The organism is Williamsia soli (assembly GCF_017377795.1).
Classification (GTDB): domain Bacteria; phylum Actinomycetota; class Actinomycetes; order Mycobacteriales; family Mycobacteriaceae; genus Williamsia; species Williamsia soli.
The window spans coordinates 1-15,940 of the sequence record NZ_JAFRDR010000013.1 but is presented as its reverse complement, the minus strand read 5'-3'; the positions used below and the strand labels follow the sequence as shown (position 1 = coordinate 15,940).

Genomic DNA, 15,940 nt, shown 5'->3' with positions numbered 1-15,940 from the left:
TTCAGAACTGAATGGTCTAGGCTGGTCCAGTGGAGGAAATCCCGGCGACCCGCCTCGAGCGCCGCAAGGCGCGCACCAGAGCAGCTCTCGTCGACGCGGCCTGCGATTTGCTGGCCACTCCACAGGGCACCGAGGCGAGCATCTCAGACATCACCAACCGCGCTGATGTCGGGCTCGGGTCGTTCTACAACCATTTCGCCAGTAAGTCAGAGCTGTTCGAGGTCGCCATCAGCACCGTCCTCGAACTCCACGGCAGGTTGTTCGACGAGGCGTGCGCCGGACTCGACGATCCTGCAGAGGTCTTCGCCGCCGGGGTGCGAATGACTCTTCGGATGAGGGTGTCGCACCCCAAGGTGGCCCACACGATGATTCAGGTCGGTTTCCGCTATCTGGACAGTCCAGAGGGGCTGGCGCCGCGTGCCTACCGCGATCTCGAGGCAGCCGTCGCGTCAGGTCGTCTCGACATCGACAACACGGCGATGGCTGTGGCCTGCACGGCGGGCGCGCTGTTCGGGTGCATCCACCTGCTCGAACACGACCCCTCGCTCGATACCGATTCTGTCGCAGATGATCTGGCCGCAAGCTTGCTCACGATGTTCGGCTTGAGCAAGTCCGAAGCGCGTGAGGTGTCGCGGCGCCCGCTGAACCAACCCGCGCTGACCTGACTTCATACCGCGGCGAACGGATGCTCTGATCCCACTGCGTCCTGCGGCGATGCGTAGCAGCCTAATTGGAAGCTCGGTCCGCTTGACTCGACGGTGATAACGGGTTGGTGGCGTGGATGTGAACACTGACTGAACAAGGCTGTGAGAGGCGGCATCGCGTTGAAGGTCGGCGCATTCATCAATACTCTCGGTTGCAGCGGGAACGAACCAAGGTTTACAGCAAGAGTTTCGATACAGCAGGGTGCCTCGCACCCGCGCCGCTATTGCGCGCTAGACGCCAAACTACCGGTATGAGAAGGGAATTGCTCATGTCTGTACAGAATCTCTACCCATCCCGAATCGCCCAGATCTACGATCTGCTCTATCCGGACTTCTTCGACGACATCGCGACGTTGTGTGATTTCATGCATTCGAGGACCGCTGGGACTCGTGTGCTCGAATACGGTGTGGGTACCGGACGGATTGCTCTTCCGTTGGCGCAGAGCGGGTTTGAGGTGACTGGGCTGGACATATCCACCGACATGCTCACCATTCTGAAGGAGAAGGACACCGAGGGCCTGGTCAAGGTCGTCGAGCAGGACTTCATCGGCGAACCCGCGGAGGGAACCTTCGACGCGGTACTGCTGATGATCAACACCCTGTTCGTCGCGAAGACGCTGGACGAGCAGATCGCGGTCTTTCGCAACGCGGCCGCGGCCCTGGCCGATGACGGCTTCTTCCTCGTCGAGACCTTCAATCCGAATCAGTATCACGGACTGCGCAAGCCCGACGCGCAGATGAGGCAGTTGAGCGAAGAGATCACGCAGTTGGAACAGTATGTGGTGGAACCGACTCGTCAACTGCTGATCTCGCAGAATCTGGTGCTGCAAAACGGTGACCAGTTCAACTACACGCACGTGCTGCGCTACCTCTTTCCTCTCGAGATGGACGCAGTTGCGCGGATCGCCGGCTTGGTCGTGGCCGAGCGATGGGCCGACTGGGGCACCACCCCTTTCGGGCCCGACAGTCCGAGGTGTCTGTCGCTCTATCGCAAGGAGCAGGCGAAGTGACCAAGACGCCTCTGCGGCAACAAGAACGACAATTGCTCGATTCCGTCTCGCACATCTTCCCGAAGCTGGACAGGTCCGAATCCGACGTCGAGGATGTACAGCCGCTGCTCGGCCGAAACATCAGCGGCAGTATCACATTCAGTGACAACCAGGTGGTCTTCATCAAGAGGATGACCGGTCTGGGGGCGGCAGAACGCTACTTCCGTAGCGTGTCCTTCCATGAGTCGCTCGATCTGTCCGATCCGTCGCGGGACACGTCGACCCCGGCTCTGTTGGCCCGAGACGACGTCTCCCACACCGTCGTGTACGAGTACATCACCGGCGGTGAGAGTGCAGGAAAAATGATCCGGGACGACGAGATGGACGCGGTGACGCTCGCCCGCGTCGGCCGGTGCGTCGCCGGACTGCACAATCTTCCCGTGCAGTACGCGGACGCGACCGACCACACCAATCCGTTCTTTCCGCCCCACGGGCCCAACGCCATCTCCCTGCAGATGTACTATGGATCGACCATGGGCCAGCTGGACATGTGGCGGATCATCCAGTCGGACAACGAATTGCGAGAAGCGCTCAACATCCTTGCGAAAGTCGACACCCCGCGTGTGCCCATCCACGGCGATCTCCGCGGCGACCAGATCCTGCTGACCGAAACCGCCAACTGGATCCTGGATTGGGAGGACTTTCGGCTCGAGGACGGCGCACGAGACGTGGGCGCACTGATGGGTGAGGTCTTCTATCACCGGGTTCGCAAGAGCCTGGCCTCTTTTGCCGGCGGGGACGAGGGTTCGGTGACCGATGACGAGATCATAGAGCGCGGCACCACCGCCCTGTCCGAAGCCATGCCCGCAGCACGGACCGTCTGGGAGGCCTACCGGGACGAGCGGCCCGGCATCACCAGCGATTTCGTGGCACGTGGCGTGCAGTACTTCGGCTGGCAGTTGTTCGACCGGGCGCTGGCGGCAGGCACGTACTTCGGACGGTTGTCAGCTCTGGACCGAGCGCTTGCAGGTATCGGGCGAGAAGCCATTCTCGGCGGAGGGGACTACGCCGAGGTCCTCGGCCTGACCGAAGGGCGGTACGCAGCATGACCACGACGGCCACAACACAGCCTGTTCTGACGCGCACGCTCGACCCCGGCATCGAATGGTTGGTCTCGCGGATCACCCGGCACGCCGTCTCCGGTCCACGAGGATGCGAGATCGTGGTGGACGGAACAGAGATCGTCGCGCAGACCACAGCCGAGTTGCATCGTGATCTGGGCGGACACCTGTACCGCACGTACCACGCCGGCATGGTCGCAGGCGGCGACGGCGAGTTCATCCCGGCGCTGCTCGAGGACCCGGAACTGGAACACCGTCTATACGAGGCGACACCGGTCAAGCATCGGCAGTCCCGGCTGACGATGGTCGAACGGGCGCCGGGCAAATCCGGTCTCGTGCTGTCCCTGAACGGTATTCGCGTGTTCTTCGAGCCACCGGCGATTCTGTCGGAGAGCGAGCACAGCGCGGTGGCGACGGTTCCGTCGGTGGAGAGCCGGTTGTCACTAGGGTTCATGTTCTACACGTCATCTGCCGGCGGCGGCCACACCTCGCGTCTGCTGCGCCTGTATCGCCACCTCGGTGATCCGGAGGAAGCAGTGCAGGTGTGGTCATCGTTCATCGGCTGGGTCGAGGAGCGTGGGATTCCGCTGCGGGTGAAGATCGTCTCCCGGCGTTCGGGATTCCCACGAAACGACGCGATGGTGGTCTACCTGCCATCGGAGAGTCTGCACGCGGTCGGCGAGATCGCCGATCATCTGCGCAGCGAACGTCCGAATGCGCCAGTGTCCCTGTTCGGGCATCAGCTCACGAACGGTGTGTCGATGGCGTGGGAACCTGTGGACACGGCGGCGCCGCGTGGCGGTACGAGCTTTGGCGAACATCGGAGCAACACGATCGCGCGGGCCATCGTCGCCGAAGCCGCCGAGCCGGACCCCCAGATTCACAGAGCAATCCGTCGAGCGTTGATCACCGCAAACGTCGATCCCGGTGCGGTGTATCGCAATCTTGATTCTCCGGTGCTCTGAACAAGTCTTGGCCGCACCCGGCCAGGCGAGGGGCACGCTCCTCGAATTGAAGCAATGACCGAACGACCGAAAGGAAGGACCTTCATGTCAGAGACGGTTACACAATCGTTGGTGGCTGGTTACCGTAGCTATGCGGCAGCACCGGAGTTGACCGAGATGAGTGAAACAGCTCCGTCCGCGACGCCGGGCATTCTGAGTTTCATCGGTGTGTCGTCGACCGCATGTGGCACGGCCGTGAGCGTAGTGAGCTCCGGCGGCGTCGGGGCGACCATCGCCTGGGGTTGCTGAGCACGCGCGACCACCCAGCAGTACAGCTCTACTTGTTCGAACAAATCTCTTTCACTTGACCAGCATTCACGAGCAAAGGACATGGTATGCCCAACTCACAGTCACTCATCTCCGGCTACAGCAACTACGCACGCGGTGAAGAACTCGCCCAGGTGAGCGTCGAGTCCGCTCCCGGCATCAGCCCGATCTCCGTCTTCGCGACGGCATCGAGCCCGGAGTGCGCAGCGTTCTCGATCGGCGCGAGCGCCGGAGTCGTCACCAGCACCAGCATCACCATCGGGGCCGGCTGCTGAGCTGACCTGACAGCGTTGCCGCGGGGGCGTCACGGTGCCCCCGCGGCAATCCCCGGGAGCGCAAGCACACCGTGATCGATCCAGTCGGCACCCACGAGGACGGACAGGTGAACGATGACGACCAGCCAGATCATGACGCCCATCGCGGCGACCGAGCTGTCGGTGAGTCGCGGAACCATCGGTCGCAACAAACTTTCCGTGGGCCGGATCCCCGGCGCACGCACCCTTGGTGTCACCGTCGTCGTACCCGTCGGGACGGCCCACGAGCAGCCGGGTGAGGCCGGATTCGCCCACTTGACCGAGCATCTCGCGCATCAGAGCGTCCGCGATCAGTTCGGGCATCTCGTGGAGGGTTGCATCCTGGCAGTCGGTGGCCTCTCCAATGCCCAGACATACCCGTTTCACACTGAATTCAGTTTCGCGATCCCCGCTCCGGCGCGGCAGGACCTGGTGCACTGGATCGACCTCGCCCGCCGCCGCGCCACGTCGCCGCCGATCACCCCCGTCGACCTCGATCGCGAGAAGGCGGTCATTCGCCAAGAAGTGGCGCTACGGATGTCGTCTTCGCCGGTCGCGGGCTTTCCCTGGATCGACGCACTCTCGGCACTGAGCTCAGACCATGGGCTGCGGCACAACGGGTTCTCTGATCTGACGGACCTCGAGGCGGCATCGGTGGACGGTGTCGAGCAGTTCTGGGACCGGACCTATCGCCGGAGCCATCACTCCGTCGCCGTGGTCGGCCCGTGGGAACCCCACGATGTGATCGACGCTGTCGGTGGCGCCGCTGGGGCCGACGACACCGAGGACGATGGAATGGTGGGTGTGCTCGACGGCCCACACGACGTGCACGGCAGTGTGGCCACACTGATCCCCATGCACGCGTCGGTGCAATATGTTGCCGGCAGCTCCTCCATCAACAGGGAAGCGACCGATGCGGCTGCCATCGTCGCCGTCGAGTGGGCGAACCTGGTCCAGAACCGAACGCACTGGCAACTCGGGCTTTTCGGTCCCACGATGGGCCCTGACCGGAACATTCTGATCGGCAGTGGTCCGAGCGCCGGCGGTCCGGTCGCCCGGTTCCCACGGGACCTCGCCGGTGCGGATCGTCGCCTGCTGGATCGGGCTGTCGCGAAGGCGCTCGACGGGATCGACAAGACGCTGTCGAGTACGGCGACCTTCTCCGCGCTGCTGGCTCGCGACACCGTGTTCGGTCTCGACACACTCGAGCGGCGTAGGAACGTCGAGCTGGTCTCGGCCCCAGATGTCGAGGCCTACCTCCACCGCGTCGCACACACCCCTGTCGCCATGCTGCGGTCCGCGGTGCACCGAGCGGAGGTGCCGGCATGACGACCACCGAAGCTGTTGCCGCCCCCGATATACCGCGCCGCGGTGGAACCGACCTCCTGTACGTCGCGCTCGTCGCCCGCCCTGCGGTCGACTGGGCCGACCGGACGCGACTGGCACGGGCGATGACACTGGCCCTGCATGAAGTCGGGCTGCACGCGGGGCGTGCAGTCGCCGGACCCGAGGGCATCGTTGTCACCTGCACCAGCCGGGCCCGAGAGTGGGACATCGACATCTTGGCAACGTCTTTGACCACGTGGCGTGAGCGTCTGCATTCCACACCCGTGGCCGGCGCTCAGCCCCCGACGTCACCGGCCGAATTGATCACGGCCCTCACCTTCGACAGCGTCGACGACAGTGCCGGACCGCAGCGCGAAGGCCGGCTTGCGGCATTGCTCCCGACTCTCGTCTTCGATGTCGTCGTATCCGGTGGGGGCAACACAGGAGATCTGGATGCCGCGCGGGACAAGATCTGTCGTGCGCTGTCCACCGGCGTTGACGACCAACCGCCCCTTGCCCGCCCAGAAGAGTCTGCGGCCCCGGAGACGATCCCAGAGCCGGTGGCGACCCGACGGTGGGCCCGCGTTCCCGTGCGGTCGTCCTGGGTTCGCTGGTACCGCTTCCTGACCCCGCCGGCCGACGGATCCGAACAGCTCGCCCGGAGTCTGGTGAACGTCGCATTCGGCGGTGTGCACGGCTCGCTCCTGGTGGACCTGGTGCGCCGGGAACGCGGCCTGAGCTACAGCCCGCAGTCGACCCTCCTACATCGCGATGGCCGACACCTACTGGTCATCGACGTGCAGACCACCCCCGGCGACGAAAGCAGCTGCGACGCGGCCATCCGCACTGCGCTGGAGACGTTCTCGGCAGAACCCCTGTCGGACAGCACCATGCTGGCCGCGGCGAGCTACCTCCGTGGCCGCACCATCGTGGACCGGGACCATATGCAAGGTGCTGCGGACGAACGGGCAGCGGTGCTCGAAGGCTCGCTCCCGTCTGCCCTCGACACCAGCAGGACACCCGCCGAGCTGTGCGCGAGCGCCGGCACGGCGATCTCTCGAACCCTTCACGACCTCTACCGGCCGACCGGATTCCACGCGCTGGTGATGTCACCCAATCCCTGTAACGGAAAGTGGGTCGAATTGTGAACTCGAACATCGGAGTCTTCTATCCCGAGATGCCAACTGCCATCGGACCGGTGATCCCCTACGCGGAAGCGGCACGCCGCGGCGGGCACCGACTGTGGTTCGGCCACTCATCGACCGTCGATTCGCATCTGACGATGGCTGGACTGGCCGGGCGGGGTTACGCCCTGCCGTTCGGCAGTGCGGTGGCGCTCTATCCCTTGTTCCACTCCCATGGATTCGCCGTACAGGCCCAATCGATCGGGCGGTTGACCGGGCAGACCTACGTCGCCGGCGTCGGTCCGGGTAGTACTGCGTTCCAGCGCGCTGTCTTCGGTGCCCCGATGAAAGCTCCTGTTCGTCAGGCAGGTGAATTCCTGGACCAGGTGAAGACCATCATTCCGCGCCCGCTGCAAACCGGGCCCGCCGACGGGCCTGAACGCGTCGACAAACTGTTCGGGTCGGTGGAGACCGGCCTCGGTGTCCTGCGGCCGAGCATGGCCAGATGCGCAGGCGGCAAGGCAGAGTGGGCCATCACGTGGCTGACGCCCGAGGAGTACCTCGAGCACACCCTGATCCCGGAGATGCGTTCGGCAGCAGCCGAGTCGATGCGGCCCGCGCCGCGAGTCGCGAGCGTGGTCCACGCTGCTGTTCGTCGCCCCGGCCGCGACCCGAGACAGCTTGCCCACGCCGCGGTCGGTGCGCACCTGGCCGCACCCCACTACACGGCCATGCTCCGATCGGCAGGCATCCCGGCTGACCCGGCGGATCCGTGGGCAGGCGCCGGCGAGCTGGTGTCGTCGAATACGTACCTGTACGGGTCGGCCGACGAGATCGTCGCTGCGATGACCCGCCTACAGGAACGCGGGGTCGACGAAGTGGTACTCAATGTGTTCGGGGTATCCAAGATGTACGGTGCCGGACACGCGGTCGACGACCTCGAAGAGATTCTCGCGGTGGCGGACGCGAAGTCCGCTGCGTCTCTGGTGTTGCCGGAAAGCGCGGTGCCCTATGTGATGTCGACCCGGACCGAGGCGGTGGCGGCCCGATGACCGAGTCGGATCCGAGTACCTATTCCATCGAAGGCCTTGCCGACCGCCGAATCGTCGTCATGGCCACCGGGGCCCTCGGGGCGTCGTTTCTGCATTCGTGGCTGGGCTGGCTGAGTTCGACGTCACCGAGCACCGAGATCCGCGTGGTGCTGACCCCGTCGGCCCTCCAGTTCGTCGGACTGGGCACGATCCGCGGATTCGGCTACGAGCCCCTGATCGACACGTGGTCGGACAACGAGCAACGTCCCGTGCACGTCGAACTCGGGCAGTGGGCCGACGGGTACCTCGTCCACCCGGCCACCATGCATTTCGTGTCCAGATTGTCGGCGGGCCTCTGCGACTCACCGGCGATGCTGGCCATCCAGGGAAGTCTCGCCCCGGTGGTGGTCGCGGCGTCGGCGCCACCCGGATTCACGAGAACACCTGTGTGGAAGCAGTACTGCACGGCGCTGGCACTGCGACCGAACGTCGAGTTGCTGCCACCGATGAAGGGTTTCAGCGTGAGCGACCCAGCTCTCGAGGGGCTGCCACCCGTACTGTTCCCCGCTGCTGCGCAGGCACTGTCGGGCGCACTGGTATCGAGTGTGACAACCAAGGCAGAAACAGCATGACCGCCGCGCAGACGATCGTCTGGGAATTCGACACCGCGGTGTGGTGGCAGCAACTGGCGCGCGACGAGGACGGGTTCGTGCTGACCAGGACGTACCGCGACGCCACGCGTGATCGGGCTTCGCAGGCGGTGACACCGCCGGTGGCGCCGTCCGGGCAGGTTCACCTCGTGTGGACGTCCGCGTCGACATCGAGTGATTCGCAACGGTGTTCGTTGCGAGGCGACGAACAACTCGCCACGCAGTTGTGGCCGCAGGTGGCACCGGCCTTTCTGCCCGGGGGCGCCGGACTGTCGACCATGACGGACCTCGGGCGCCTGCTGGCAACCCTGCACCGGAGTGCTCCGCCGCCCATCGGTGACGTCAGTCCGCACGTAGAACGGCTGCGCCGCTACCTTGCCGAGCCCGCCGGCCCAGCTGCTGCCGCCGTCGGATGGCTGTCGCCGAAAGCGGTTGCGCGTCTGCAGTCCGTGGCCGACGCCGCCGCCGAGCGGGGCACGGCTGTGCTGTGCCATGGCGGATTCAGCCTGGGGTCCGTTGTCGCGGATTCGGATCACACATTCGTAGAAGTGGTCATCGGACCTGAGATCTGCTCGGGATCACCGGAATTGGATCTGGGGTGGATGGTCGGGGAGCTGACGGAGTTCGAGTTCACGGCGCGAGCGAACGGGTGTGATCACCCGGACGCGTACCCTCGGGCGGCCGAGGCATTGATCGCGGGCTACAGCTCGGAGTCTGATCGCGTCTTGGATCAGGCGGTACTCGGCGCCGTGGCCGCCGCGCGTATCGCACTGCACATGATCGACTTCTCCGTCACCACCGCAAGTACCGCACACTGCGCCACGCTGGCGCCTTTCGTGACATGGCTGCTCGAGCGCGGGCAGCCACCGGCCGAGCACCAACATCAAGCCACCGATGGGACACCACCATGAGCAGCTCGATGACAGCAGACATGATCGACTCCGTGGCGAAGGGCGCCGCCGCGATCCGCGTTGACGGCCTCCGAATGCGGTACGGGACAACGGATGTTCTCGATGATCTGACGTTCGACATACCGGCCGGGCAGAAGGTGGCGGTACTGGGGCCCAACGGCGCAGGCAAATCCACCCTGATCGAGATCCTCGAAGGCATGCGCCGTCCGTCCGGCGGTCAGGTGTCCGTGCTCGGACACCAGCCCGACAGCGCACCGGAACAATGGAGGTCGCGGCTGGGCGTGGTGTTGCAGGCCTGGCGGGATCACGGGACCTGGAAAGTCGCCGACTTTCTGCGGTACGTGAGTGCGGCCCATCGCGCCGCCGGGGTGACCGACCTCTGGCCCGTCCCCGAACTGCTTGCGGCAGTGGAACTAGGGGACCGTGCCGGTCAGCAGATCAGGTCACTGTCGGGCGGTCAGCGGCGGCGGGTCGACGTGGCGGCGGCGCTCATCAGCCGTCCGGAACTACTGTTCCTCGACGAACCGACAACCGGTTTCGATCCGGAGATACGACAGTCCTTCTACGAACTCATCCACAATCTGGCGCAGAGCACCACCATCATCTGGGCCACCCACAATCTGCACGAGGCCGAAGAGATGTGCGAGCGGATCATCATCCTCAACCGCGGTCAGGTGGTTGCCGATGGCAGTCCGACCGAACTGCGGTCGACGCTGGCGTCGACCAGCACCGTCACGTGGATGTCGGCGCAGGGCCCGCAACGCCGGACGGTGGCCGACTCGGATGCACTGGTTCGCGACCTGGTGACCGGCAGCGAGCACGCCTGGGACCTGGAGGTGCGCCGCGGCACCCTCGAACAGGTCTATCTCTCGATCGTGCGTGAAGACAACGGGGAGGTACAGCGATGACTGCCACCACGATGGCACCGGGCTCCACACAGCTCAGGGTCCTGAAATTCGGTGCGTTGCAGGCCAAGGTCGAGATCATCAACCGCTTCACCCGGCCGAGCGCTCTGGGGCATCTCATCGTCCCGGCGGTGCTGGTGGTGGTCTTCCTCAACGTCGACGTCAGCGACTTCCTGGGCGGTCAGGGTGCCACCGGCATGTTGGCCGGGATCGCGGCGGCGTCGCTGTTCGTCGGCGGATTCGTGGGAATCTGCGGTGAGCTCGTCGCAGAACAGGACGACGGGACCATGCTCAGGGTGCGGACCCTGCCCTACGGTTTGGCGGGCTACCTCGTCGGAAAGACGTTGAGTCTGTGGGTCACCGGCGTGGTCACCGCGCTGCTACTGCTCATCCCGGCGGACATCTTCGTCGCACCGATCCTCCCCGGGACCATCCTGGGCTGGGCGGCACTCACCGGGGTGGCGGTGCTGACCCTGTTCGCGACGGTGCCCATGGGCTCGGTGGTCGGCAGTCTGATCAAGTCGCCGCTCGCGATCTTCCCGATCTCGTTGGTGGCGTATGCCCTGATGTCCGTGTCGGGCATCTTCTTCTCGATCGCATCGATGCCGGATTGGCTGACGGTGCCGATCAAGGTTTTCCCGGTCTACTGGCTGGGATTGTTGTCACGGGTCACGCTGGTCCCTGGGACCACGTTCGACAGTGCCGGTCAGGCCGTGACGGCCATCGGAGTACCCGTGGCATGGGCGGCGCTGGGTCTCATCCTCGCGCCGCGGGCGTTGCGGGTGATGACCCGCCGCCAATCGGGTGCCCGACTCGAAGCTCTCGCGCAACGACGAGCCGCGCGGGGCTACTGAACACCCGATATTCAGATCTGACGTGCAGATCGCATGTCTACCAACACGAAGGAGACACGATGTCGTTGAAAAACCTGATCGTCGGTGACCACCGCAACCCTCGGGAAGAAATCGTGGAGGTCTTCGGAACCGGGCAGGGTCCCGACGCTACCGAAGCGATCAACCGCGCGATCACCTGGGCCGAGGGAGTGCTTCAAGCCGCCGGCATCCCGCCGAACAAGCAGGTCGATGCGATCGCGGAAATCCGTAAGGCAGAACCACGACTCGGACTGAAGTCGGCGACCCACCTGGCGTCACTGCTCAAGAAGTAGCGCCCGATCGTCACGCCGGGACCAGATCATGGCCCGGCGTGACGATCAGAGTCCGGGTGAGGTCTATTCGTCGATGACGTTTGCTGCCAACGCGGCGGCTACGCGGAATGCGGCGTCGACGAGTTCCGGCGGAGCCCAGGGAACGTGCGGTGCGGTCGGATTTGGGGAGTCCATGGTCGGCGAGATGGTGTCGGCGGGCGCAGGCCAGTGCCCCTGTTCGACGGCATCAAGGACAGCCGGGACGGTAGGTAGAGACTGCAGTGCGGGTGTCGTCGGCCGCGCACCTTCGATGCGGGGCTGCTGGTAGTACACGTAGTCACCAGGGTTGTTCGGAATGGGTTGGGCGTAGCCATGGTCGCCCTCGTAGTAGCCGAGGATTCCGTTGGCGAACTCGAGCGGGTTGACGACGGGATTGGGTGCGTTGCAGATGATGTCGTTCGAGTTGCAGACGTCGGTGACAGGAATCGGGCCGGAATTTTTCTGTCGGTCGACCGCCAATCCGGGCACGATCGGTGGGATCTGTCCCAAGATGCCGGACGTCCCATCTCGCTGGGGGCGGCTGGGGTTGCCGACGGTGGTGCACTCGGTGTTGTGGCTCATCACGGTGTCGATCTGCCATCGGTCGCAGACTGCCCCGACCACAACGGCCCCCAGGCTGTATCCCTGGGCATTGATGTGGGTGTCTGGGCAGCGGGTGCGGTAAGACCGTGCTCGTGAGTCGAGCTCATCGGTGCCGACCAAGATCGACTCGTTGCCGGTGACCACGCCGATCGGTCGAATGGACGCGGGATAGTCGATGTTCTCGCGTGGGCCTGCCGGAACGCCCGGAACGTGTTGCGAATGGGTGTCTCCGGTGCCGCCTACTGCGAACGTGACCTGCTCGGGGCATGAACCTTGTGCGGCCGGCGTTGCGGCCGACATCGACGTGCTCACCAGAGTTCCGGCCGCGGCGACACTGAGGCATGCGGCAGCGATCGCTGATCTATACAAAACGGGGCCTCCAGAAGGCGAACGAATGACTGGGAATCGACTGACACGCAGTCGGCAATCGCATCTGTCTTCACGATCGTGTCTTGCTGGTGGTCACGGTAGGCGGCGACTGTTGCTCGATGAATGATTGATCGGTACCGCGATGTGAACACCGGGCGAACAGGTGTCCGGACGAACAGCTCCACTACTCCGCGGCAGTCGCGGAAATGCGTTGCTTCGCACCCCACGGCGCGGCGAACGTTGTATGACGTAGAGGTGACGTCTTCGCCAAGAGTAGGCACACTGGAGGTCTCATTTCGGTGTACCGGTCGATACATGAATAGTTAATACATTGTCTAACAACATAATTCGCTCAGGTCAGGTCGGGTCGTGTTTGTGAGGCAGCTGCATGCACGGCGAACGAAAAAGTGCCACAATCGGTTCCGATGACGCAGGGCCTGCTGTAGGGCCTGGCCGTCCTCGACCGTTGTCGACCTCGGCTGCGGAACAATACGAACACACGAAAGGTATCTACGATGACTTCGACCTTCGAAATCGCTTTGCTCGACATCTTTCAGTTCCTCATTGACAACGCAGAGTCCCTGAGCGGTCTGCTCGGCTGACGCTTCGCTGACGCGAACGACACTGCTATGCCCCGCACTCTGTGACAGAGGCGGGGCATAGCGGTCTCTAGGGCACCCCCGAGTCTGAGCAGCAGCGGCTATGCGCCGTCCTCGGCAGCGTCAAAACTTTCGCGAGCGCGTTCGATGGCCGGCATGTGCACGGTTGCCCAGTGCAGGATCACGTCGATCGGCGGCCGGAGTGTTTTGCCCAGCGGGGTGATCCGATACTCGACCGCGACCGGGCGTGAACTCAGCAGCACCCTCTCGATGATCCCGTTCCGTTCGAGCTTGCGGAGTGTTGCGGTCAGCGACTTCTGAGTGACGGTCGGGATCGCCCGTCGCAGGTTGTTGAACCGGCAGGGGCGCTCGCAGAGTTCGTTGAGCACCGCCAAAGACCACTTGTCGAGCACTTGATCGAGTAACTCGCGGTGTGGCGCGCTGATGGTCAGCTCGACCGCCGTGCCGGGGGTATCGGTCATGAAACCACGTCTCCTTGAAGTGCCCTTTGTGTACCAGGTATCAACGATATACCTACTGGAACACACCAAGGAGAACAGCGTGCCCGTCAATTACTCGACCCCCGATGGCATGACACAACCCACGCCATACCACCACGTCGCAGTGGGCACGGGATCGCGCCACGTGCACGTCAGCGGGCAGATCGCCCGCCTGGCCGATGGTTCACCCGTCGCTTCAGGCGACCTGGCAGGACAGGTCGAGCAGGCGCTGCGCAACACGGCGACAGGGCTGGCCGGCGCAGGAGCCACGTTCAGCGACGTCCTGCGACTGACGTTCTACGTCACACACTGGACGCCGGAGAAGATCGGAGAGTTCATGGCCGGCGTCGAACGTGTCGCCGATGAGATCGGACTCGCGCTTCCGATGCCACCAGCTTCGTTGATCGGAGTCGACTATCTCTTCGAACCCGATGTGCTCGTGGAAGTCGAGGCCACAGCGATCCTCGACTGACCATTGCCGAACGAGGAGACCCCGACCCGGTTGCGGAGGGTCGGGGTCTCACCGCTCGTGCTCAGCCGGCAGACGTCGTCCGGGCGGTCGATTCGCAACTGTGAGCTTGCTCGGGAGTACTGCGCTAAATCCAGTCAGCGCAGAAGCCTGTTGTCTGCATTTGCTACTACCGACGTGAACTAAGTTTCCAAGTCGTCAAGAGCCTGACGCAGCTGCGGGAGCAGTGACTCGATTGACCGATTGGTCGACAGGATCACCACCGCTGACGACGAATCGAGATCGTCGCTCGGACGCAGTAGGACTTGAGCGGTCTCCATCGCTGTTGTCAGTTCGTGCCGAGCGTCGTTGATCTCGCCTCGGAGCCAGCGACGCAGGACGTGGTTGTGGGCGGCGACCACCGCGTGCGAAAAGAGCTCTGCACGAAGCTGGCCGGCCGCATCATCAGGTGAGGCCGACTGCAGATACTTCGTGAACAGCCGGACATACCTTGAGACGGTGGCGATCTCGTGATCCCGAAGCGCCGGGACGGAACTGGTCAGGCGGTATCGGGATCGTGCCAGCTTGTCCTCGGCCAGGTAGTGGTCGAGCACAATACGCGCGCAGTCGGTGACGGCGACCGACATTGATGACGGACCCGCTGCCGAGAGTCTGTCCTGACACTGCTGCATCAGCAGGTCGTGATCGGGAAACACCAGCGCTTCTTTGGAGCCGAAATAACGGAACAACGTCGTACGACCGACCTGGGCACGCGCAGCGACGTCGCCAACGCTGGTTGCGTCATAGCCACGCTCCTCGAAGAGTTCGAGCGCTCCTTTCACCAGGCGCTCGCGAACCGGTTCCTGATCGGGCATCGGACCTCCTCTGGTGACAACGGTACTCAGTACCGATACTATGGTACTGAGTACCACCAAGGCGTTCGAAACAGTAGGCAACCAGGGAGCACATCATATGGCCGGCAACCCCGATTTCGATTTGTTCAAGCTCGGTGAGGAGCACGATGAGTTGCGTGCGGCGATTCGCGCGCTGTCGGAGAAGGAGATCGAGCCGTACGCGGCTGATGTGGATGAGAATTCGCGGTTTCCCGATGAGGCCTTGGCGGCGTTGACCGCTTCGGGGTTCAACGCGATCCATGTGCCCGAGGAGTTCGATGGGCAGGGTGGCGATTCGGTGGCGGCGTGCATCGTGATCGAGGAGGTCGCGCGGGTGGATGCGTCGGCGTCGCTGATCCCGGCGGTGAACAAGCTCGGCACGATGGGTTTGATCCTGAAGGGCTCGGACGAGCTGAAGCAGCAGGTGCTGCCCTCGATCGCTTCGGGTGAGGCGATGGCGTCGTATGCGTTGTCCGAGCGTGAGGCCGGTTCGGATGCGGCGTCGATGAAGACCCGGGCGAAGCAGGACGGTGACACCTGGGTGCTCAACGGCAGCAAGTGCTGGATCACCAATGGTGGCAAGTCGACCTGGTACACGGTGATGGCGGTGACCGATCCGGACAAGGGTGCGAACGGGATCTCGTCGTTCATGGTGCACAAGGACGATCCGGGGTTCACGGTCGGGCCGTTGGAGAAGAAGCTGGGGATCAAGGGTTCGCCGACTGCGGAGTTGTATTTCGAGAACTGCACGATCCCGGGTGATCGGATCATCGGCGCACCGGGCACCGGGTTCAAGACGGCTCTGGAGACGTTGGATCACACGCGTCCGACGATCGGTGCGCAGGCGATCGGTATTGCCCAGGGGGCGCTGGATCAGACGATTGCGTACGTGAAGGATCGTAAGCAGTTCGGGAAGTCGATCAGCTCGTTTCAGGGTGTGGAGTTCATGATCGCGGATATGGCGATGAAGATCGAGGCTGCTCGTCTGATGGTGTACACCTCGGCGGCGCGGGCTGAGCG

General features: G+C 63.9%; 19 protein-coding genes. 16 read left to right on the top strand and 3 right to left on the bottom strand.

What is annotated here, in order from left to right:
- The first annotated feature begins 29 nt into the window (after nucleotides 1-29).
- The 14 genes from J3S28_RS25365 to J3S28_RS25300 all read left to right on the top strand — a co-directional run bounded on the left by J3S28_RS25365 (nucleotide 30) and on the right by J3S28_RS25300 (nucleotide 11,490).
- Nucleotides 30-665, top strand: coding sequence for a TetR/AcrR family transcriptional regulator (locus tag J3S28_RS25365; protein ID WP_207843737.1), 636 nt, complete (start codon nucleotides 30-32; stop codon nucleotides 663-665).
- A 308-nt stretch (nucleotides 666-973) separates the two neighbouring features.
- The gene (locus J3S28_RS25360) at nucleotides 974-1,714 is read left to right on the top strand and encodes a class I SAM-dependent methyltransferase (RefSeq protein WP_207843736.1); all 741 of its coding nucleotides are present in this window, start codon (nucleotides 974-976) and stop codon (nucleotides 1,712-1,714) included.
- Nucleotides 1,711-2,802 (top strand): phosphotransferase, encoded by a 1,092-nt coding sequence (locus tag J3S28_RS25355; RefSeq protein WP_207843735.1) that lies wholly within the window; start codon nucleotides 1,711-1,713, stop codon nucleotides 2,800-2,802. Before J3S28_RS25360 ends, J3S28_RS25355 begins: the two co-directional genes overlap by 4 nt.
- Nucleotides 2,799-3,779 carry a T3SS effector HopA1 family protein gene (locus tag J3S28_RS25350; protein WP_207843734.1) on the top strand — a complete coding sequence of 327 codons (981 nt, stop codon included), beginning with the start codon at nucleotides 2,799-2,801 and terminating at the stop codon, nucleotides 3,777-3,779. The genes J3S28_RS25355 and J3S28_RS25350 overlap by 4 nt, the downstream gene beginning before the upstream one ends.
- Nucleotides 3,780-3,863: 84 nt before the next feature.
- A complete protein-coding gene (locus J3S28_RS25345; RefSeq protein ID WP_143695038.1) occupies nucleotides 3,864-4,067 on the top strand; it encodes a hypothetical protein in 204 nt (67 codons plus the stop codon).
- A gap of 86 nt (nucleotides 4,068-4,153) precedes the next feature.
- Nucleotides 4,154-4,360 carry a hypothetical protein gene (locus J3S28_RS25340; protein WP_084890435.1) on the top strand — a complete coding sequence of 69 codons (207 nt, stop codon included), beginning with the start codon at nucleotides 4,154-4,156 and terminating at the stop codon, nucleotides 4,358-4,360.
- 114 nt (nucleotides 4,361-4,474) lie between these two features.
- A complete protein-coding gene (locus J3S28_RS25335; protein ID WP_207843733.1) occupies nucleotides 4,475-5,707 on the top strand; it encodes an insulinase family protein in 1,233 nt (410 codons plus the stop codon).
- Nucleotides 5,704-6,852, top strand: coding sequence for an insulinase family protein (locus J3S28_RS25330; protein WP_207843732.1), 1,149 nt, complete (start codon nucleotides 5,704-5,706; stop codon nucleotides 6,850-6,852). Before J3S28_RS25335 ends, J3S28_RS25330 begins: the two co-directional genes overlap by 4 nt.
- A gap of 29 nt (nucleotides 6,853-6,881) precedes the next feature.
- Nucleotides 6,882-7,880: an LLM class flavin-dependent oxidoreductase gene (locus J3S28_RS25325; protein WP_207843731.1), complete on the top strand. Its 999-nt coding sequence runs from the start codon at nucleotides 6,882-6,884 to the stop codon at nucleotides 7,878-7,880.
- A complete protein-coding gene (locus tag J3S28_RS25320) occupies nucleotides 7,877-8,491 on the top strand; it encodes a flavoprotein (RefSeq protein WP_207843730.1) in 615 nt (204 codons plus the stop codon). Before J3S28_RS25325 ends, J3S28_RS25320 begins: the two co-directional genes overlap by 4 nt.
- Nucleotides 8,488-9,420 (top strand): phosphotransferase, encoded by a 933-nt coding sequence (locus J3S28_RS25315; protein WP_207843729.1) that lies wholly within the window; start codon nucleotides 8,488-8,490, stop codon nucleotides 9,418-9,420. Before J3S28_RS25320 ends, J3S28_RS25315 begins: the two co-directional genes overlap by 4 nt.
- 8 nt (nucleotides 9,421-9,428) lie before the next feature.
- Complete coding sequence (locus J3S28_RS25310; protein WP_237342116.1) at nucleotides 9,429-10,328, top strand: ABC transporter ATP-binding protein; 900 nt, start codon at nucleotides 9,429-9,431, stop codon at nucleotides 10,326-10,328.
- Nucleotides 10,325-11,179: an ABC transporter permease gene (locus J3S28_RS25305; RefSeq protein WP_207843728.1), complete on the top strand. Its 855-nt coding sequence runs from the start codon at nucleotides 10,325-10,327 to the stop codon at nucleotides 11,177-11,179. Before J3S28_RS25310 ends, J3S28_RS25305 begins: the two co-directional genes overlap by 4 nt.
- Nucleotides 11,180-11,238: 59 nt before the next feature.
- A complete protein-coding gene (locus tag J3S28_RS25300) occupies nucleotides 11,239-11,490 on the top strand; it encodes a hypothetical protein (protein WP_207843727.1) in 252 nt (83 codons plus the stop codon).
- A 63-nt stretch (nucleotides 11,491-11,553) separates the two neighbouring features.
- Here the strand turns inward: J3S28_RS25300 and J3S28_RS25295 are convergent, their stop codons facing one another.
- A complete protein-coding gene (locus J3S28_RS25295) occupies nucleotides 11,554-12,423 on the bottom strand; it encodes a cutinase family protein (protein WP_207843726.1) in 870 nt (289 codons plus the stop codon).
- 757 nt (nucleotides 12,424-13,180) lie between these two features.
- The gene (locus J3S28_RS25290) at nucleotides 13,181-13,561 is read right to left on the bottom strand and encodes a winged helix-turn-helix transcriptional regulator (RefSeq protein ID WP_207843725.1); all 381 of its coding nucleotides are present in this window, start codon (nucleotides 13,559-13,561) and stop codon (nucleotides 13,181-13,183) included.
- Between the two features lie 79 nt (nucleotides 13,562-13,640).
- On the opposite strand from J3S28_RS25290, the gene J3S28_RS25285 reads away from it, so the two are divergent.
- Nucleotides 13,641-14,051 carry a RidA family protein gene (locus J3S28_RS25285; RefSeq protein ID WP_207843724.1) on the top strand — a complete coding sequence of 137 codons (411 nt, stop codon included), beginning with the start codon at nucleotides 13,641-13,643 and terminating at the stop codon, nucleotides 14,049-14,051.
- A 179-nt stretch (nucleotides 14,052-14,230) separates the two neighbouring features.
- Here the strand turns inward: J3S28_RS25285 and J3S28_RS25280 are convergent, their stop codons facing one another.
- The gene (locus tag J3S28_RS25280; RefSeq protein WP_207843723.1) at nucleotides 14,231-14,902 is read right to left on the bottom strand and encodes a TetR/AcrR family transcriptional regulator; all 672 of its coding nucleotides are present in this window, start codon (nucleotides 14,900-14,902) and stop codon (nucleotides 14,231-14,233) included.
- Nucleotides 14,903-14,999: 97 nt separating this feature from the next.
- Between J3S28_RS25280 and J3S28_RS25275 the strand changes: the two genes are divergently transcribed.
- On the top strand, nucleotides 15,000-15,940 hold a 941-nt coding region (locus J3S28_RS25275; protein WP_207843722.1), incomplete at its 3' end, for an acyl-CoA dehydrogenase family protein.

Bases quoted from the DNA above. Each gene is read 5' to 3' on its own strand.
- J3S28_RS25360 (WP_207843736.1), top strand. From the start codon at position 974: ATGTCTGTACAGAATCTCTACCCATCCCGAATCGCCCAGATCTACGAT.
- J3S28_RS25350 (WP_207843734.1), top strand. From the start codon at position 2,799: ATGACCACGACGGCCACAACACAGCCTGTTCTGACGCGCACGCTCGAC.
- J3S28_RS25345 (WP_143695038.1), top strand. From the start codon at position 3,864: ATGTCAGAGACGGTTACACAATCGTTGGTGGCTGGTTACCGTAGCTAT.
- J3S28_RS25340 (WP_084890435.1), top strand. From the start codon at position 4,154: ATGCCCAACTCACAGTCACTCATCTCCGGCTACAGCAACTACGCACGC.
- J3S28_RS25335 (WP_207843733.1), top strand. From the start codon at position 4,475: ATGACGACCAGCCAGATCATGACGCCCATCGCGGCGACCGAGCTGTCG.
- J3S28_RS25330 (WP_207843732.1), top strand. From the start codon at position 5,704: ATGACGACCACCGAAGCTGTTGCCGCCCCCGATATACCGCGCCGCGGT.
- J3S28_RS25325 (WP_207843731.1), top strand. From the start codon at position 6,882: ATGCCAACTGCCATCGGACCGGTGATCCCCTACGCGGAAGCGGCACGC.
- J3S28_RS25320 (WP_207843730.1), top strand. From the start codon at position 7,877: ATGACCGAGTCGGATCCGAGTACCTATTCCATCGAAGGCCTTGCCGAC.
- J3S28_RS25315 (WP_207843729.1), top strand. From the start codon at position 8,488: ATGACCGCCGCGCAGACGATCGTCTGGGAATTCGACACCGCGGTGTGG.
- J3S28_RS25310 (WP_237342116.1), top strand. From the start codon at position 9,429: ATGACAGCAGACATGATCGACTCCGTGGCGAAGGGCGCCGCCGCGATC.
- J3S28_RS25305 (WP_207843728.1), top strand. From the start codon at position 10,325: ATGACTGCCACCACGATGGCACCGGGCTCCACACAGCTCAGGGTCCTG.
- J3S28_RS25300 (WP_207843727.1), top strand. From the start codon at position 11,239: ATGTCGTTGAAAAACCTGATCGTCGGTGACCACCGCAACCCTCGGGAA.
- J3S28_RS25290 (WP_207843725.1), bottom strand. From the start codon at position 13,561: ATGACCGATACCCCCGGCACGGCGGTCGAGCTGACCATCAGCGCGCCA.
- J3S28_RS25280 (WP_207843723.1), bottom strand. From the start codon at position 14,902: ATGCCCGATCAGGAACCGGTTCGCGAGCGCCTGGTGAAAGGAGCGCTC.